This window comes from Cerasicoccus sp. TK19100, assembly GCF_027257155.1.
GTDB lineage: Bacteria > Verrucomicrobiota > Verrucomicrobiia > Opitutales > Cerasicoccaceae > Cerasicoccus > Cerasicoccus fimbriatus.
The window spans coordinates 272,009-288,283 of record NZ_JAPWDU010000001.1 but is presented as its reverse complement, the minus strand read 5'-3'; the positions used below and the strand labels follow the sequence as shown (position 1 = coordinate 288,283).

The window sequence follows — 16,275 nt, the reverse complement described above, 5'->3', positions numbered from 1 at the left end:
GATCAATAAAATGAAAGTTGTAAATATCGTCCCCAAGTCTGAGACAGTTGATCGACTGGACGATAAAACCTACAACTACATTCTGAACGATTTCTACATAAGCGTCCTCTCCAACCTTCCCAGCACGGTCGATTCTCAATTTTGCGATATATAAACAATTTCAAGTATGGCAAACATCCAGAAGAACAGCCACGAGGGCCAGCTACTATCCTTCTTTTGGATAACTATCGCAAAAAACAACACCAGCATCGAGGGCTATACGAAGTGGACTCTATCTGGCGTTGCAGCGATGATAGCAATCATCCTTTCAAATACGCCTGCAATCATTGAGCTCGCAGGAACTGCTTCGCTTAAATGGTCAATTTCGCTGCTGGTATTCTCATTGATGTTTGGCTTCGGAGCTCACATTTCCTGTCTTTCGATAGGCGCAAGGGTTCGAAGCCTTGAATCGATCCAGGCAGGCCTTCAATCTCAACAAGGTCAAATTTCCCTTAATAACATTAGCATATCCCCACAAGAGCTAGGGGAAGAGTTGATTTCTCCATTTTGGGGACCGCTAAAGTCTACGATGAAGAAGAACTACCTAAAGGGATTATCCGACCCCTTTTTGTCAGAGAAGGGAATGATCAATGTATTTTGCATTCAGGTTTATTTAACATTCCTCCACCTGCTGATTGCAGCAATTGCCCTCTTCGTTCTTGTAATATAAAAGCCCGGCGAACCGGGCTCGAGAATCCATTTAGAAGAGCTTCCTAGACTTCCGATTGCCAAATTTTCTTTGGCTCCATCATAGGGTGATTCTCATTCCATGTGATTGCTGCTTCGGCTTCGATGACCTCAAAAGGCAACTTATCTATCAGCAAGAGCAGAGGCAAAGCATCCTGCATTGCATTGTAGCATCTTGATTGATGATGCATACCAATACTTTCCTCAGTATCCTCATCTGAAATCTCTCCACCATAGCCCCAGCCATTTGCCAAAATATCAGCCAAAGTTAAATCAAAGCGCCTTTGACTGGCCTCCTGTAGGGCCTGTGGATCCCGTAAAAGATTTTTAAGCGCCCGAAGGCACAATCCTGGCATAACATCAAAAGCTGGCTCAATAATCGCCAAAAGCTCACGCTTTAGCCCTTTAGCAATAATCAGCATTTCCTCTGTGTTTGGTGTTATCGGGGGCTTAACTCGAACCCACGTCATCCCTCCAGATGACAGGGACATTAATTTCGTCTTTCTACCTGGGCGGACTTTGTCGGCGGTAACATTCATTTCGTTCTTTCTGTTGCTGCCAGCCTTGGCTTATCACGGCCTCTACTGACATGGAGAGACCCCGCCGACGGGGGGTGATAATTGGGCCCGAACGAGTAGGCCCTCCCCCGTCTGACGCGGGGTCAAGTTCAGTGTCTCGTTCATTCGATTCTGGTAGGCTTATCACGGCCATGTAAAAATCATTCACTCAGTACGTGATCAAAGTCAACAGGAATAAGCTTACTGCTACAATGAAACCTCTCCCTCTGTTACCTTGTAGACCTGTTGAAGCAACTGGTCTAGCTTTTCGATCTGCGCAGCCAGCGCCTTTGCTTGTTGGTCGATCTCAGCAAAAAGCGTCTGGGCGTCTTCGGAAGGCTCTGGCGTCCCTGAGCGGCGCTCAAGCTCTTGCTCAATTCTAGCGGCCTTCTGAAAGCCTGAGACACCCTCACAAAGGCACTGCAGCTTTTCATACATTAAGGCATCAACACTGATAAGCTGAAGTCGATCTTTCAGCTTGTTTCGAATGGCTGATGATCGATTCGTAAGAAAAACGTCATCGACTACCTCTTGCAGGTAAACCCGGTTTGAACGGAATCCAGGACAACCGGATTCTTTCAACTCCTGAAGGTCTAACTTCGTGAACAGTCCCTGGCTTAGGGCCACTGCTTGATTCATGCTATCTGCTGTCTTCATTGCTTTGTGTGGTTTTTTGAAAAATTAAGTGTCGTGAGAAAATAACGCTCTTTCGAGGAACCTGCGTAGCTGCTGTAAGCCTAATAGATTCCTTTTTAGGCTGCACCTATGATTTCTTCTTTAAGCCAGTATGGGGTGTCATTCCAGTTACTGTATTTGTCTATAGCCTTCTCATTCGGGTAAAGCTTCTTGGCTATTGCTCTCCAGTCTTCAGGCTCTGCTACATCCACTATATCTACAGTCTTATAATCTACCCTCGCTTCTCTTTGCCGCCAAGCGCCGAAGGCGCTCTTATTCTGATTCTTTTTTACTTCTACATCTATATTACTTAGCGGTCCCGTTTTGGCACCGTGGCTTTTTGGCACCGTGGCGTTTTGGACATCCACAGTCCCTTTTTGGGATTGGGGGTATTGAAGCACATAATTTACTCTGCCGTCGCCGCATCTTTGGGAGTCAAGCCAGCCATACTCTTTAAGCTCAGCAATGGCACCCAAGACAGCCTTACGACCTATGCCTATGGCCTTCGATATGCGCTGTGCACTAAATTGCCAGTTGGCAGGTTTAGACGCCATATACTGCCAAACCACTTTAGACTTGGGGCTTAGCTTTGGGTTCGAGATCAAATCATTGGGCGTCATGGTATAGTTGCCCCTTGACCCGATCTGCTCTTTTAACACATCATCCATTATCGATTGAGATACTTTGAAGGCTGCTAACGTTGGCGACGGGCAGCCTTCATTATTAGCCAAATACGCCCATGCGTGTGCGGTTGCGGTTCATCGCATCCAAAACAATTCGTTGCCCCTTAGCAGATTCCATGAAACGGCGCATTTCTGACTCCATGCCAATCAGAGCAATGTTCGTTTCACTTGGCTTTCCATTGGTCGAGGTGCCACTGCCACCACCACTGTAGTCAGTAACAAACTCACTCAGTGAAGGAACGATGTTGCCTGGCACATTTGGAACAAAGACTTCAGGGCGCTTTTCACCTACGATGTAGGGCACGCCAGCTTCTACCGGCCCGCCACGCTCACGGAAGCCGCCAAAGAATCCGCCAATGTCTATGGCGCCGGCTCCTTGCACTGCGCTTGCTGCTGCTACGGTCGAGGCCAGCGAAGCGAGATATGCAGCAGACCCAATACCTGCAGCACTTCCATAGGTTGCGATACTGGCAGAGGTTGCAGCCGGGGCCCATGAGGCATTCACTGCAGCCCCCAAAGCTGCCATCTGAGTTGCTAGCGCCGTTTGAGTGGCACTTGCGCTTGTCGCCATGAGGATCTGATTAGCGATATACTGCACAACCATTTGAGTGACCATCGTTGTGAAGGCCTGCACAAGGGTTGTGACCATCGAGCTACCAACCAGGCTTAGCGCATCTTCCCAAGTCAGCGTTCCATTAATCAGGCCATCGAGCGCGGGCTGAATCGACCCTTCCATGCCTGTGGCAATTTGTGAAGTCGTGCGGTTGAATACCTGCCCAAGCTGGCCAACATCTGCGACATAGTTCTGCAGTGCCGCCCGGGCGCCGCCGATTGCGCTAACTCCATAATCGCCGTATTCGTTCTGATAGCGGGAATACTGCTCTTGAGCTGATTGAGCGAATGTAACCCCGCCAGTGTTGCTTGAGGCTCCTGCCCGATATCGTTCGACCTTCAAGCCCTCGATGCGGGTTGTCAGCGCTGCTGCCCCGGCAGGATCCGTTTCAACGATGCTGTCACGCAAAGCCCCATACTTGCCAATCAGCTCATCAATGAGATTCTGCTCCTGGCCAATGAGGGTTTCAATTGTGCCATTGTCGCCGCGGATCGCTGCCAATTCCTTTTGCTGGCGAACCTGCTCAATCTGCTCACGGGTGACGTCAATTTCTGCCTGAACTCGGGAGTCCGTTGCGCGAGTCTCATCTTCCTTGAGGACTTTCAATTTACCCTCAAGCGCCAAACGTTGCTTGCCGAGAGACAGTAGACGTTCGAGCTGCTGGCCAGACTCAAGCCCCATAGCCAACTTGGCCTGGCGCTGATTTTCAACCAACTCCTTTTCGACAACCTGAATTTGCTGTGCGGTCGAAAGCTCTTCAAGTTGGGCATTTCGAAACTCTCCGGTGAGCTGCTCCTTTTGCTCAAGTAGCTGATGTTCGAGCTTCAATGCCTCTGCCCGCTTTTCTGCTGCTTCGGTTTCAAATCGGATGGCTTCAGTTTCATTTCCGGAATTTCGGCGGACATCAGCATTCAGTGTGTCGATGATTGCAGAGCGGCGTAGGCGGTCGACTCTCTGGCCGGGGGATTCCATACCATAACGGCGAATCTGGCTCAGCTCTTCACGAGCCTTAGCAAGGCCCTCCTGAGCTCGCTCAAGCTCTTTGAGCTTCTTGGCGGCCTCCTCAGCCGTCTCAATCGTGACGAGCGTCTCTGTGTTGAGTGCAGCCATTGCGTCTGTCGCTGCGTCAGTTGCCGTTTGAACGCCTCCGAAGTCCTGTGGTAGCTGTCCCAGTGCTTGGTTTAAGCGAATCCAGCCTTGCTCAAAGCTGCCATCTGTAATCAGAGAGTATGCCTCTCCCATCTGCTCGCCGGAAAGTTGAAGGGATGCAACGATCTTGCCCGCAATGATAGTCAGGTCAGTTTGATAGCGCTCCAAGGCATTCTCTGCCTCTGCAAGCCGCTTAATCGTTTCTTGGTCCATTACCTGCCCTGCTTCCTTTGCGGATTCAATCCAGCGGTCGAAACCTTCTTTGCCATCGCGTAGGACATTCACCAGACCGGCGCCCTCAGAATCAAAGGCCTTGAAAGCAATTCGCAATCGCTCTGCTGGCGTCTCAGCAAATTTGATGACTTCCGCAAGATCACCGAGCACGTCAATTGCGTTTCTGGTGACTCCATCAGTGTTGCGAACCTGGATGTTGTATTGCTCCAAGATCGGCAGCAATTCACCCTTGCCTGTGGATGCTTCAGCCAGACGCCGAATAAAGCGCTGTAGGCCCATTTCTGCGGCTCTGGTGCTGGTACCTGTTTCCCGGGCGGCAAATGAGAAGCCCTGTAGGAAATCGGTTGAAACACCAAGTTTCTTGCTTGTGTCATCAAGATTCGATCCGAGCTGAATTGAGCTTCGAATCAGGCTGGTAATACCGGCCGTAGTAAGGCCAATCCCTCCAACCAAGCCAGCAAAGCCCAGGCCACTACGCAGAACAGAGCTAAGGGACTTGAATTGCTGATTGGTATTAGTGACCTCTCTTTGCAGTTGTTTGATCTCTTTAAGATCAGCCCGCATTTTCATTAAAATATCTACTCTGCTTGTTGCCATAATCTGAAAAGTTTTGTGTGTGCTTCATGTAGAAGGGCCCGCCTCCGATTGGCGGAAAGCGGGCCCTATGTGTCTCGATCAATCTCAACATGCCATCGAACAATCACTTTTTATGCCTGCTAAGAAATTCCTTTAATTCGGTTTTTGCGTCTGATAGCTCAGTCTCAGACTCTGCAATGTAATGGTCAGCATCTTCAAGCGCATCTCGTAAAGCTGCTGCTCTGGTATAAATGCTCTCGATAATGCCGCAACGTTGAGCAAGGATTTCATTATGCACATGAAACCCAAGAGTTGCATTCGATTCATTCCGCCAAGCACAGCCTTTAAGGGTTTGAATGCTATTCAGCCGCTTTTGTAGTTCAGCTTTGTTATCAACTAGAATGTTATGCACCTTTTCGAGCTCGGAGACTCTAGAGCTTAATGCATCATACTCTTGCTCAAGTGCCTGCGCAGCACGCTCCGCCTGCTGCGCTTCTTCCTCAGCCTTCTGAAGTTTTTTCTTCGCAGCCTTCACATCGGCGAGGTTATTCGGATCGAATAATTTTGCTATCGGGTTCATTGGTGAATCGCTTTAACTTGTTTCGTGAACTCTGCGGCGGCGCGGTCACGTGGGTTAGATGCCTTCGGTTGCTCTGCTTGAGAGTTTGTCGGCTTTTCACTGGCGTGGGTGGGTAGCTCATAGTCAATCCCCTGCTGCGCACAGATTTGCTGAGCTTGGGAACTGGCCTTGGACTCGATTGCTTTTGAAAGGTATCCCTTAACCTCTTCAGCACTCATAGCCTTGATATCGGCTTCTTCAGAAATACCCAAGGCAAATGAAATCGCCTTAAGCTTCTCAGTGGCCATCTTCTCTTCAGAGAGCGCTTCTTGAAGCAAGGTGATTTCCGCCTGTGCTTCAGTAAGAGTTTTGAAGCTTCGTGCAGGCTTGGGAGTATCTCCATTACTCACTCGATCTGCGGCAATAGCTGCCCTCAAGCGGTTATTCTCGGTCAGTGCCTCTTTCAGTTTTTCTTCGATATTCATTTTGTTTGTTTGTGATACGGGTTATTTGTTCTATACTCGAAAGGCTTTGCGAATGGTTTCCCTTGACTCCCCCTGCTCTTTCAGGGTCTCAGCAACTTTAACTGTCAGAGCCTGGTCATACTGACTTTCAAACTGCTCAAGCCGCTCCCCATATTCAGCTAGAACCTGATTCAGCTCTTGCCCGGTGTCCTCTGATGGATCGAAGACAAAAGCACGGGTTGCCGATTGGATCTTGGCAGATAACTGAATAACCTCATTACCAAGATCAGCGATTTTCTGATATTTCCCTGACATCTAATTTAGCTCCTTTTTGCTAATCGAGGCCTCTGCATCCTGGAGAGTTTCAACCGATTGGTTGTAGGCCTTGAAGCTGGTGAGAAAGTCAGCCTGCTGAATAACGACTTCCTGCCGTGATTCGGTCGACGGCATTGCAAGGTGGATGAGGGTTGCCTGTGTCAGCTTGCCTAAGGTAGCACCCAGCTTCTGCGCCGCATCCAATAGTTCTTGATGGGGATCGGTCATCGAGCGCGGACAGTAAGCTTACTTTTGATATGCTGTTCGACTTCTTGAGGGTCGAAGTAACGGTAACGACCCAACTTTACAGATGGAATTAGGCGGCGCCGGGCCATGTCAGAGATCATTGCAGGCGATGGCCGCGGATCATCTGGGAATATTTCACTTTCGGATAACTGCTTTGCGGAAATGAGCTTAACCATAATACCGTCATGAACTGACGGTTAAATATGCGCTTGTCAAAGTAAAAATAACCGTCATGAACTGAAACCTAGTGAAAGTGCTCAAAAACATTCGAAATGCATGCGGGCTAACCCAGGTCGACTTAGCCGACAAGCTAGGTGTATCCATAATGACCATTCGTCATATAGAGGGCGGCCGTCTCGACCTATCTCCACGCTTGGCATTTGCCATCCAGGCAAATCTAGGCGTTTGGGTTCAGTCTGAAAAAGGTAAGATCAAACTATTAGAAAAGGATTGGAGAGGCCGGCCTTACTCTGAAGAAAGTTATAAACTTTGGATCGAGGAAAGCAGCAAAGACAGCAACAGCCTAAAAACCTTGCATGAGAATGTTTCAGCACTTGCTACACAAATCACCAAAGCGGGCTTCGAATCAAATCAAGGTCTCGCAGTGTATGCCGCAGTGCTACATTCGCTATCAAGTATTGCAACGGAGTATAATCTTATCGAGCTACTAGGCGGTGATAATTTTCTTAGTTATCTAAACACACTTTTCAGCGAGGGCTTTCCGAATGATGGGACCAAACAAGGGTCCATGACCGAAACTCTCTTAAAATCAGTCTACTGGAACCAAAGTGGCAACTTCACGAGTGATAAATAAGTGCTAAACTCCGCCTACCCTTGCTAAATTTCACCGATTTTCGCGAATTTTGGCAGATTCGCAAATCGCTAATATTCCATAACTTGCAGTATATCAGCCCCTTGTAAAACCGCCATAAAGAAGGTTCGAATCCCTGCAGCCCGACCATTTAAATGCGAGCTTAGCGTAGAACTTGCTCCCCTACTGCATGCTGGGGGTCGAGTTTACAGAATCGACACGGGTTATTCCTGAATCGATGCCATTCTGCCATCCAAGGAAGAAGCTCCGATAGCACGGATGAGAGTCGTGTGCTAACTGTATTTGCTCATCTAGCTTGTCCACTACAATGATGGGGCCAAGTTTGAGTCTAGTTCTTTTACCACGCACTCTTCAGGAAATGGTATAACTGTTCAACTTTGGAATGCTTCAACGTAAAGCGCATGCATTTGGGCGGATTCAGCTGAGCAATGATCCTACTGCAAATGAACGAGAGATCTTTGAGCGCACAATCGTCATTTCTTTAGTGGGGACTCATTGGGGCTCCATAGTCAATGGTCTGACCATCGTGCGTATGTCCGATAATACTCTTGCCCAAGAGATAATCAATACGGCCATGTTCAAATTCGTAGCAGAATACCGGACCAGACGACGTCGGCTTGCGTGTGTGGTGTAGAAGTGAACTTGAACGTCAACTCCAACGCGCATTCGGCAACGGGCAGTATCGAAATTTTCGATATCATTTGCGCGGTAGGATTCTGCAACGATGCCTAATGGTTGGGCCGTAGAATCCATCTCCGCGCCTAAGACATAGAGCATGTTGAAAAGACAATGCGCAGTAGCGTTATTGACCGGACTGTCATTGACGATACTTCCTCCTCTGTCCTTAGCTTTGCCAGCCCCTAAATTAAATTTTAGCTGTCACCATGTTTGTTATCGACTCTTTTAATGTCATCCAAAGTTTCGATCAGGCGAAACTTGCCGCCGGTGCGCCCTGCAATACGCCTCATGGCGCTCGCTGCTTTTGGTTCACCCAAGGCAATGGTATGGATACGTAAATCGCGGTTTTCCTTTTTCCACTCATCAACGAGCTTCAAGGTCTCTTCCACATCCTCTTCGCTAGTGGCGCCATCCGTAAGGAAGTAAATGACTTCAGGCGCCGGCTTTAGCGTACGCGCCAACCGCAGAGGATTCTGCCAAACAGTGCCGCCAGACATTTTCTCGTTTTGAACAATGTCTATGAGCTCGCTTCGATAACCGCCGCCCAAGCGACGCCACTCCGGTTTAGCCAATGAGTCAAAGTCCTTGGGACGATGACTGTGCCAATCGTTGGAAATGTTGCTGTACTGACCACGCACAGCTTTCTCATTCTGTCCTGCAATCCAAGCCGGACCAGAAAAGAAGATCAGACTTACCATCATTTGGTCATCGATACTGGAAAGACTTGAAACTAGCTGCTCTTTTAGCAGCTCAAAGCGCGTCACTTCGCTCCCTTTAATCTTATCCTTCATCGAGAGTGAGTAGTCCACGATGAAACAGACACTTTCGCTTTTGTCCTGTATACCACTAAAGCCCAATGCCAGTTTAGAAAGATCAACACCGCCACCTAAACCTGCTCCAGAACCAAAACCACGCCCTGCGACACTGGAGCGCTGCTCAATCACGGGCATATCAAAATCCATTTCCATAAGCGGCATCAACTGCGGATTCACCGCTAAAACTTTGGTTGAAGGCGCTGGTGGTTTCGTGTCTGCAAGCTGTACAGGAATTTGCTTTGGGGGTGTCACGGACTCCAAAATCGGCGGTGCCTCTAGCTCTGGTTCGGACACGTCAATTTTATTATAAATAGTAATTCCACCTAAGATGAGCAGACCAACTATATGAATGATTAAACTGGCTAGAATGATTTCAACCAGGGGTAAGTTTACAACTTTTCGTTTCTTTGGCATCGGGATTTAAGGGTATCACTGAACTAATCAATTACATTAAATTCATTCGTAATTCAAACACATAGTCGCTTGGCCCTACAGGAGCGGCTAATGCTTGAAGGTAAACTCAACAAGTCAGGCAGGTCGCCACAAGCAGGTTAGAATGGAGCGTGCTGGTATATCAATGGTGGCCGTTGTATCCGCTGTTTCGATTGAAATGGTTCTTTGGATGCGCTCTGGATTCATCAGGACGACGGCAATTGAGTCATCGGGATTTCTTGCTGCCAGTGCGTGAAGATCATCCCTTGTTGTGGCGCTCAAAATACGCTTGGCTCCAGGCCGAATGAAACGTGAAAAATGACCTAGATAATACCAAGATGACTCATGGTGTACAACGCCAGTAGCTCTATCGGCAATCAATGGCGCACTACAGAAATTGCTCACATGGTTCGGTCCTCCGTATTCGTTGAGCAGGAGGTTCCAATCAATCCAAGCTTCAGTCCAGTTATTGATATCTGCAATGATTGAGCGAGCGTAACGTTCTCCCAGATCCCAAGAACCATGATGAGTGCCACACTCCTGACAACCTTCAGTGAAGATCAAATGCTTGTCCGGCCAAGCGTCATGGTGCAGGCGCACGTTATCAAATTTGTTTTGTCCATACCAATGGAATCCCGTTCCCCAAACGTGTCGACTCGCTGCGGGATCAGAATAGACTACCCCCGCCCGATGGACAAGTTGATCGCGGTTATGATCCCAAATGATTATCTTCACCTCAAGACCAGCGGTTTCGAACGCAGGCCCCAGGTAATCGCGAACAAAGTCCCGCTCCTCCTCAGCAGAATAAACACATGAGTCCCAGGTTTGGGTTGCATCAGGTTCGTTTTGAACGGTAACGCCCCAAATGGGCACTCCAGCCGCTGCATATGCCTGAACAAAGCGCACGTAGTGAAGCGCCCAAGCTTCTCTAAACTCTGGTTTGAGCTTCCCTCCCTGATTCATCTTTCCATTAGTCTTCATCCAAGCCGGTGGACTCCACGGCGAGGCAAGCACTTTGAGCATACCGCCTGAAAGCTCATAGGCACGACGTAGAAAAGGTAGAATCTGCTGCTTGTCATGATCGATGTTAAAACTTAGCAGCTCGGTGTCACCAGGAGAATCCGCGCAAGCGTAGTTACTTAGTGCGAAGTCGCAGCTATTGATAGAGACACGGCAAAACGAATAGCCATGCCCTACTTCGGAATCAAAATATTCACGCAGGACAGAATCCTGCTTTTCAACAGCAAGTCTGGCCAAAGTGTCGGCTGCTGCTTCTGTCATCGCTCCTCCGAAACCAATAATTTCCTGAAAAGATTGATTTATATCCAAGTATACAGATTCGCGCTGAAACCCGTTACGCTCGAGCATTGGTATGGGAGACAACTCGGTAAGCCGATGCGCAGAAGGACCAGGAGAGGTCAGCCAGGCTCGCCAAGAATTAGGAACAAGGGAATGTTTCATGGGCATTGACTTAAATGTGAATAGTTTGAGAACGAAGAAGTAGAGTCGGCATCAAGGCAGCAGAACCAAGTCCCCCACAGTGTCTATGTTCTTATTATGAGCATTACCGAACCAGGTCATAAAGGCATCCCTGCCGTTACCATCATCCTCATTAATGATCAACGTTAAGCCAAGGTCTCGGTATGCCTTTGGTTCAAAAGGCGCGAGTCTGGGCCAAGGTATCGCAATTTCATAAGTTGTCATGGACTGATCTTGGTCCCTCTGGACTCCCGCGCGGATACTGGACACGGGACCAGTCGGGACATCCGACGATGCAGAAAGCGTACACCAGGCTTGAACGCCCTTAGCGCCTCGACTGATGCTGTATTCATATTTGCCAGGCTTCTCTAGTTGACCACGTGCCGGGTCGACCAAGAATTGCAAGCCATCCATACGCCACAAATTGCTATCGGCAAAATTCAGAGGGCCAGCGATATCGTCAGTGACTTGAACAGACACATACAGGAAATCCTCATCCCACAAGTAGCGTATCTTTGCAGATAAATCTTGTGGTCCCTGCCAAGCATTGGATTCACGCCCCTCCCGCACTAAGCTGCAATACTGGTCAGATTGATCCAACACTTCAACTGACGCGTGCTCCCAGGCGGATTCATCCAATGCCCCATCGATCGTGACAGGATTACCAGTCTTATAAACGGGCACAAATCCAGCCATCGGTCTCGTCTCAAAAGCGGACTGCCCATCTCTACCTTGTACACTCGCTTTCACCTGATAGACGGTCAACGGCTGTACGCCCTCTAGCGCAACCTCAACAATAGCGACCTCTCTTGCTGGTACTTGAATTGTGCCTGAATCAGTATCTGCAATGCACACCAGGCTCGCCTTAATTGGGGTATATTCGCCGCTCTTCAGAGTCTGCTCACCTGTAATTTTTAGATTCCAATCGATAACTTGCTCCTTGGAGCTATTGTTAGTAATTTTCAACCGTATCGCCGGACCACGCTTATCAACGGCAGGGATTGGTTCGAGCTCCAGTGATAGCCTCTTCTCCAGTTGAATAAGTCGGGACAACAATACGCCAGGATGAGCGGCGTTCGCATCCTTCATCACCAAATCAATACGTGCTTCTTTCGCAGTACTCTCTTCGTAGGCTTTAACGCGATAGAGAATGCGTTCTGCATCCGCCTTGCGATCGATGACTTCCCAAAATGGAGGCAATTGGAGCGACACTGTGTCTGCCTTCGCCCCATTTAACAAAACTTCGAATGTGTTCGTGCCATCAATAGCAATCCTCTCTGGTATCTGGCCAAACGTAACGGAGGCGATGTCTAAATGCTCAGGCAATTTGTCTGGCCCATCCTGATAAAACACCAGCACTGGACTCTCATTCAAGGTTAGGCTAATCCCGTTCTGATTGGACGAAAGAGAATCTCGGGTTCCATCGATGCGGATTACTTCTGCATCCTTGGCCCCTGGCAAGGGAATGCGGACATCGCGTTCGCCGGTATTGCAATAGGCAATGATCAATGAAGCCCCTTCCATGTCGCGGAAGAGAAACAATTGCTCATCCCGATCATACTTTCGATCTTCAATAAACTCTTTAACCGCAATTCCATTAACGGCATTATAGTATGCTATCGCATCCAGCTTGGGCGCATATTTGTTATAGCGACAATCGAAAATATTATGAGCCCAGGCGAAGGTGTCGTGGTTTTTGCCCTCCGGGTCCGGATAGAAAAGCCCAAACCAGGATGCATTTGCCCCACCCCCGGCAAAGAAGTTGGCAAAGTTTTTATAGAGCAAACCGGCCACAACGCTACGCGCCATCCCCTGACTATTCATACCTAGCTCCGTTGACCAGATCGGCTTCGAGTGACCATATTTTTCGAACATCGCCGGATAGGAAACCTCCAGTATTTTACGCACATTTTCAGGGCTCTCGTAGGAATGAAAATCATAGGCATCGCACCATTTTCCAAAGCCTGCTTTGAAATACTCTTCATTCGTGCCAATGGATGTGCCCACCACAGTAATATCCGGGTTATGCCTTTTTATCTCTTCATAGACGATGCGGTATGCTTCTACATCTTGTGCGACAGCTTCACCTTTATTATGAGGTTCATTACCAAGAACAAATACCATGGGCTGCAAGTGTCCGTACTCCTGAAAAAACGCCTGAACCTTTTCACGAATGAGCAATCCGTCATTTGCCAGTAACTTCTCCCAACCTGGCTGTCGCTGCTCGACATACCATGCAGGCGAGGGACCGGGTATTGAGGCCATATCGAGGTCATGAACCTCATTAAGCAAGTAGGCTTTCAACTCCTCTTTACTTGGATCAAAAGTTACCCTTACATTACAAATGCGAACACCCAGCCGCTTCGTCAGTGGTGGACTTTCCACCATCCGCTGGTCCCAGGTTCGGCTGGTAAAGGGGATATCTTCAGGCTTATAGGAATTGGCGGCAGCCTCCGGCAGAATAGCAAAACTCGTATAGTTGGTGAAAGGCTCGGCGCCGTCGCGAAGAATTTCCCCGTGCAATTCGTAGTAGCGACCGATTTCGAGGGAAACATCCGATAAATCCACCAGCGTCTTGTATTTGAACATTCCTTCCTCTTCTATCATTCCATCGGGCTCAAGCCTATTGATGATTGGCACATTCTGCTCGCCCCCCCAATAGTCACGTACGGTAAATCCAATATTGGTCAATTCCTTGGGCAGTTCTTTGCCAGACCACACTTCGACTTCAGCGATCCGGGCATCTTCAGGATAGAGCAAGTGACCCAACTGCTCCATGGTGAACATCATGCGCCGCAAACCATCGGCCGGTCTCTCGGTGGCCTTCCATTTAACGCCCAAGTCGTCCAAGCGAAAGTAGCCCGGCGTCTCCTTATTAATTTTTGCGATAAAGCGTGCTTTCACCGCTCCCTCAGGCACTTCCAATTCTCGCTCATTTCGCTCCCAGGGGTTGTTTTTAAACCATGCACCCACTTCGGAAGTCGATAGAGGGTCATCCGTATCAGTGAGAAACTGTAGATAAAGGATGCCGTTGTAGGAGTTATCCCACGAGGTCAGATCGCTTTGAGCGGAAAAACTAATCTCCAAGCTACCGGGCTGGACAGGAAACGCTGGAAGCGTGGCGGAGGCAGGTTCTCGCAAGTTACTCTCATCTTTCGACAATTCCAGAACATGTCCCGTGTCATCCCGATCTGGCGCAATTTTCACCGTTCCAACACTCTCCAGTGTAGTCGCCATATTCTGCGTTGCCTCGAAGTCCTCGAAATGTATCCATTCTTCACTACTTGCGTAAGCCCTAATAATTGAGCAGAGCGCGAACAGAAACGCGTAAGCGTGCGGCATGTATATTTTCATCGCCAAAAATTATTTGGAGGGAGCATCAAGTTCTGTATGAACGCTGAGAGGTATCAGCTTAAACATAATTACGAATAATATAGCTGCCGCCCCCAAAAGCAGACCGGCATACAGCCATTGATGAAAAAAGACCATGCCAACACCCAAGGTAGAAAGCAGGATACCGAACGAGGAAGATAAGTATATACCTCCATCGACACGCCAAGAATCCACCGGGCCTACACCAGCGATTTTCTGGATCGGTTTCCACCAACCTAAAGGCCTTGCCTTCTTGTAAAACTCGGCCACATGCTGAGGATCGTCTTTCGGCGCAACATACATTAATAGAACGGCGATCGACATGATGATGACTAAGCCCAGTATGTATTCTACGGCCCATCTACCCTCCATCGCATTTGCCCCGGCAGAGAGCCCAAACCAGGCCTCAAGCATGTCTGTCGGACTTTGAGAAAAGCCCAACCACTGAAAAATCTGATTGTCGAACTCGATGAGTAAGGTGATTGGTAGCGAGCAGATAATGACAAAAAGTTCGGACCAGGCATTAACCCGGTGCCATATCCAGCGAAGACCCGCCATAATTGCCATAGCACCGCCGACCTTCCATGTGAAGAAGATAACTCCCAGCACACTTTGCATTTGAGTAGCCAGAAAGATCCCCAGAGCGGCAAAGATCAGAATGGCGATACGCATCACCAAAACATAATGTTTCTCGCTCGCTTCCGGCTTAACATACGCTCGATAGAAGTCATTTAGAAACACGGAGGAGGAAGTGTGCAAAATAGTATCAATGGTAGAAATAAAGGCGCAAACAAAGCCTGCCACCATTAAGCCTTTCAATCCAACAGGCATAAACCTTTGAATCATTTCCGGATAGGCTAACTCTGGGTCAGCGACATCGGTTACCAGATAGATCGAAGCCATCCCGGCAATCCACCAGGGCCAGCTCCGAAGAGTCAGATTGCTAAAGGGTTGCCAGAGCTGGGCGAGCATCCCGTGGCGCTCATCACGTGTAGCCAGGATGCGAAGATTCGTACAACCTTCTCCTGCGATGCCGAGCGGCTGAATAAACAAAAAGATTACCAATGCCAGTGTCAGTGTTGGAGTCCAATCCAGTAATCCACTGTCTGTGCTGGCAACGGTTTCAGTGAGACGCTCATAAAGTATCTCGCCGCCGCCAATGTGATTGAGGACGATAAAGGTAAGAATCCAAGTGCAACTCAATGCCACCAAGAATTCAATAAAATCCGTAGTCACAACCCCCCACAAACCGGAAGTGACAGAGTAAGACAGGGCCACAAGGACGGCCCCGACCATGATGAGCACATCCAGATTCCAATTGATGCCAACAAATTGAGCGGTGTCAGGGTAGTCCACTAATACTCGCGCCAGCTTTTGGAATGCGAGTAATCCTACTGCCAATCCAAAACTCCCTTGAAAAAAAGTGGAATAGAAGACCTTCCAAATTCTCATGAATTTACCGATCTTACCACCATAGCGGGCCTGCATTAGCTCCACCGGAGTTTGAATACCGCTACGGCGCGCCCATTTCGTGAAGATAGCGGCCAGACATTGCCCGAAAGGTATTTTCCAGTATAGCCACGTTCCCTCAATACCAAGCTCTCTTGCCCGGCGTGAGTTATGAATCGGCGTATCCGCATTGAAATCATTGGCAGAAAGCGACATGCCAGATAGCCACCAAGGCAGGTTTCGTCCACTGAGCATGAAAGAGGATGAGTCCTTACTCGCTCGCTTGGAAAAAAGTGAGCCTGCCACCAGAATGATCGCAAGCACCGAAACAAGAATAAAAGAATCAAATAAGACCATGAAGCTAGGGGATAAAGCTGCGTAGCGAAGTATGTGTCACGCAGCGTTTAGTCTTATCCGAATT

At 48.7% G+C, this 16,275-nt stretch carries 15 protein-coding genes; 3 read left to right on the top strand and 12 right to left on the bottom strand.

Going from position 1 to position 16,275, the window contains the following annotated elements; all coding sequences use genetic code 11:
- Nucleotides 1–10: 10 nt before the first annotated feature.
- On the top strand, nt 11–154 hold the full coding sequence (locus tag O3S85_RS01120) for a hypothetical protein (RefSeq protein ID WP_269537184.1): 144 nt from the start codon (nt 11–13) through the stop codon (nt 152–154).
- Nucleotides 155–166: 12 nt separating this feature from the next.
- The gene (locus O3S85_RS01115; protein WP_269537183.1) at nt 167–709 is read left to right on the top strand and encodes a hypothetical protein; all 543 of its coding nucleotides are present in this window, start codon (nt 167–169) and stop codon (nt 707–709) included.
- Nucleotides 710–752: 43 nt separating this feature from the next.
- On the opposite strand, the gene O3S85_RS01110 is transcribed toward O3S85_RS01115, so the two are convergent.
- From O3S85_RS01110 to O3S85_RS01075, 8 genes are all read right to left on the bottom strand, one after another.
- Nucleotides 753–1,265, bottom strand: coding sequence for a hypothetical protein (locus O3S85_RS01110; protein WP_269537182.1), 513 nt, complete (start codon nt 1,263–1,265; stop codon nt 753–755).
- 225 nt (nt 1,266–1,490) lie between these two features.
- Nucleotides 1,491–1,940: a hypothetical protein gene (locus O3S85_RS01105; protein ID WP_269537181.1), complete on the bottom strand. Its 450-nt coding sequence runs from the start codon at nt 1,938–1,940 to the stop codon at nt 1,491–1,493.
- A gap of 95 nt (nt 1,941–2,035) precedes the next feature.
- Entirely contained in the window at nt 2,036–2,626 is a 591-nt protein-coding gene (locus tag O3S85_RS01100; protein WP_269537180.1) for a helix-turn-helix domain-containing protein, read from the bottom strand.
- A gap of 55 nt (nt 2,627–2,681) precedes the next feature.
- The gene (locus O3S85_RS01095) at nt 2,682–5,234 is read right to left on the bottom strand and encodes a coiled-coil domain-containing protein (protein WP_269537179.1); all 2,553 of its coding nucleotides are present in this window, start codon (nt 5,232–5,234) and stop codon (nt 2,682–2,684) included.
- A gap of 103 nt (nt 5,235–5,337) precedes the next feature.
- The gene (locus tag O3S85_RS01090; RefSeq protein ID WP_269537178.1) at nt 5,338–5,793 is read right to left on the bottom strand and encodes a hypothetical protein; all 456 of its coding nucleotides are present in this window, start codon (nt 5,791–5,793) and stop codon (nt 5,338–5,340) included.
- Nucleotides 5,790–6,257, bottom strand: a complete 468-nt coding sequence (locus O3S85_RS01085; RefSeq protein ID WP_269537177.1) for a hypothetical protein — start codon at nt 6,255–6,257, stop codon at nt 5,790–5,792. Before O3S85_RS01085 ends, O3S85_RS01090 begins: the two co-directional genes overlap by 4 nt.
- A gap of 30 nt (nt 6,258–6,287) precedes the next feature.
- Nucleotides 6,288–6,551: a hypothetical protein gene (locus O3S85_RS01080; protein ID WP_269537176.1), complete on the bottom strand. Its 264-nt coding sequence runs from the start codon at nt 6,549–6,551 to the stop codon at nt 6,288–6,290.
- Nucleotides 6,552–6,779, bottom strand: coding sequence for a hypothetical protein (locus O3S85_RS01075; protein WP_269537175.1), 228 nt, complete (start codon nt 6,777–6,779; stop codon nt 6,552–6,554). It abuts the gene before it with no gap.
- Between the two features lie 265 nt (nt 6,780–7,044).
- On the opposite strand from O3S85_RS01075, the gene O3S85_RS01070 reads away from it, so the two are divergent.
- Nucleotides 7,045–7,611, top strand: a complete 567-nt coding sequence (locus O3S85_RS01070) for a helix-turn-helix transcriptional regulator (RefSeq protein WP_269537174.1) — start codon at nt 7,045–7,047, stop codon at nt 7,609–7,611.
- A gap of 890 nt (nt 7,612–8,501) precedes the next feature.
- Here the strand turns inward: O3S85_RS01070 and O3S85_RS01065 are convergent.
- From O3S85_RS01065 to O3S85_RS01050, 4 genes are all read right to left on the bottom strand, one after another.
- Nucleotides 8,502–9,536, bottom strand: coding sequence for a vWA domain-containing protein (locus O3S85_RS01065; protein ID WP_269537173.1), 1,035 nt, complete (start codon nt 9,534–9,536; stop codon nt 8,502–8,504).
- Between the two features lie 114 nt (nt 9,537–9,650).
- Nucleotides 9,651–10,922: a glycoside hydrolase family 30 protein gene (locus O3S85_RS01060; protein WP_269537172.1), complete on the bottom strand. Its 1,272-nt coding sequence runs from the start codon at nt 10,920–10,922 to the stop codon at nt 9,651–9,653.
- A gap of 144 nt (nt 10,923–11,066) precedes the next feature.
- Complete coding sequence (locus tag O3S85_RS01055) at nt 11,067–14,387, bottom strand: sugar-binding protein (protein WP_269537171.1); 3,321 nt, start codon at nt 14,385–14,387, stop codon at nt 11,067–11,069.
- A gap of 9 nt (nt 14,388–14,396) precedes the next feature.
- Nucleotides 14,397–16,211: a sodium:solute symporter family transporter gene (locus O3S85_RS01050; protein ID WP_269537170.1), complete on the bottom strand. Its 1,815-nt coding sequence runs from the start codon at nt 16,209–16,211 to the stop codon at nt 14,397–14,399.
- Between the last annotated feature and the right edge of the window lie 64 nt (nt 16,212–16,275).

Coding starts and splice junctions, on each gene's coding strand:
- O3S85_RS01065 (WP_269537173.1), bottom strand. CDS start 9,536: ATGCCAAAGAAACGAAAAGTTGTAAACTTACCCCTGGTTGAAATCATT.
- O3S85_RS01115 (WP_269537183.1), top strand. CDS start 167: ATGGCAAACATCCAGAAGAACAGCCACGAGGGCCAGCTACTATCCTTC.
- O3S85_RS01100 (WP_269537180.1), bottom strand. CDS start 2,626: ATGGATGATGTGTTAAAAGAGCAGATCGGGTCAAGGGGCAACTATACC.
- O3S85_RS01080 (WP_269537176.1), bottom strand. CDS start 6,551: ATGTCAGGGAAATATCAGAAAATCGCTGATCTTGGTAATGAGGTTATT.
- O3S85_RS01085 (WP_269537177.1), bottom strand. CDS start 6,257: ATGAATATCGAAGAAAAACTGAAAGAGGCACTGACCGAGAATAACCGC.
- O3S85_RS01120 (WP_269537184.1), top strand. CDS start 11: ATGAAAGTTGTAAATATCGTCCCCAAGTCTGAGACAGTTGATCGACTG.
- O3S85_RS01095 (WP_269537179.1), bottom strand. CDS start 5,234: ATGGCAACAAGCAGAGTAGATATTTTAATGAAAATGCGGGCTGATCTT.
- O3S85_RS01050 (WP_269537170.1), bottom strand. CDS start 16,211: ATGGTCTTATTTGATTCTTTTATTCTTGTTTCGGTGCTTGCGATCATT.
- O3S85_RS01060 (WP_269537172.1), bottom strand. CDS start 10,922: ATGCTCGAGCGTAACGGGTTTCAGCGCGAATCTGTATACTTGGATATA.
- O3S85_RS01105 (WP_269537181.1), bottom strand. CDS start 1,940: ATGAAGACAGCAGATAGCATGAATCAAGCAGTGGCCCTAAGCCAGGGA.
- O3S85_RS01075 (WP_269537175.1), bottom strand. CDS start 6,779: ATGACCGATCCCCATCAAGAACTATTGGATGCGGCGCAGAAGCTGGGT.
- O3S85_RS01110 (WP_269537182.1), bottom strand. CDS start 1,265: ATGAATGTTACCGCCGACAAAGTCCGCCCAGGTAGAAAGACGAAATTA.
- O3S85_RS01055 (WP_269537171.1), bottom strand. CDS start 14,387: ATGAAAATATACATGCCGCACGCTTACGCGTTTCTGTTCGCGCTCTGC.
- O3S85_RS01090 (WP_269537178.1), bottom strand. CDS start 5,793: ATGAACCCGATAGCAAAATTATTCGATCCGAATAACCTCGCCGATGTG.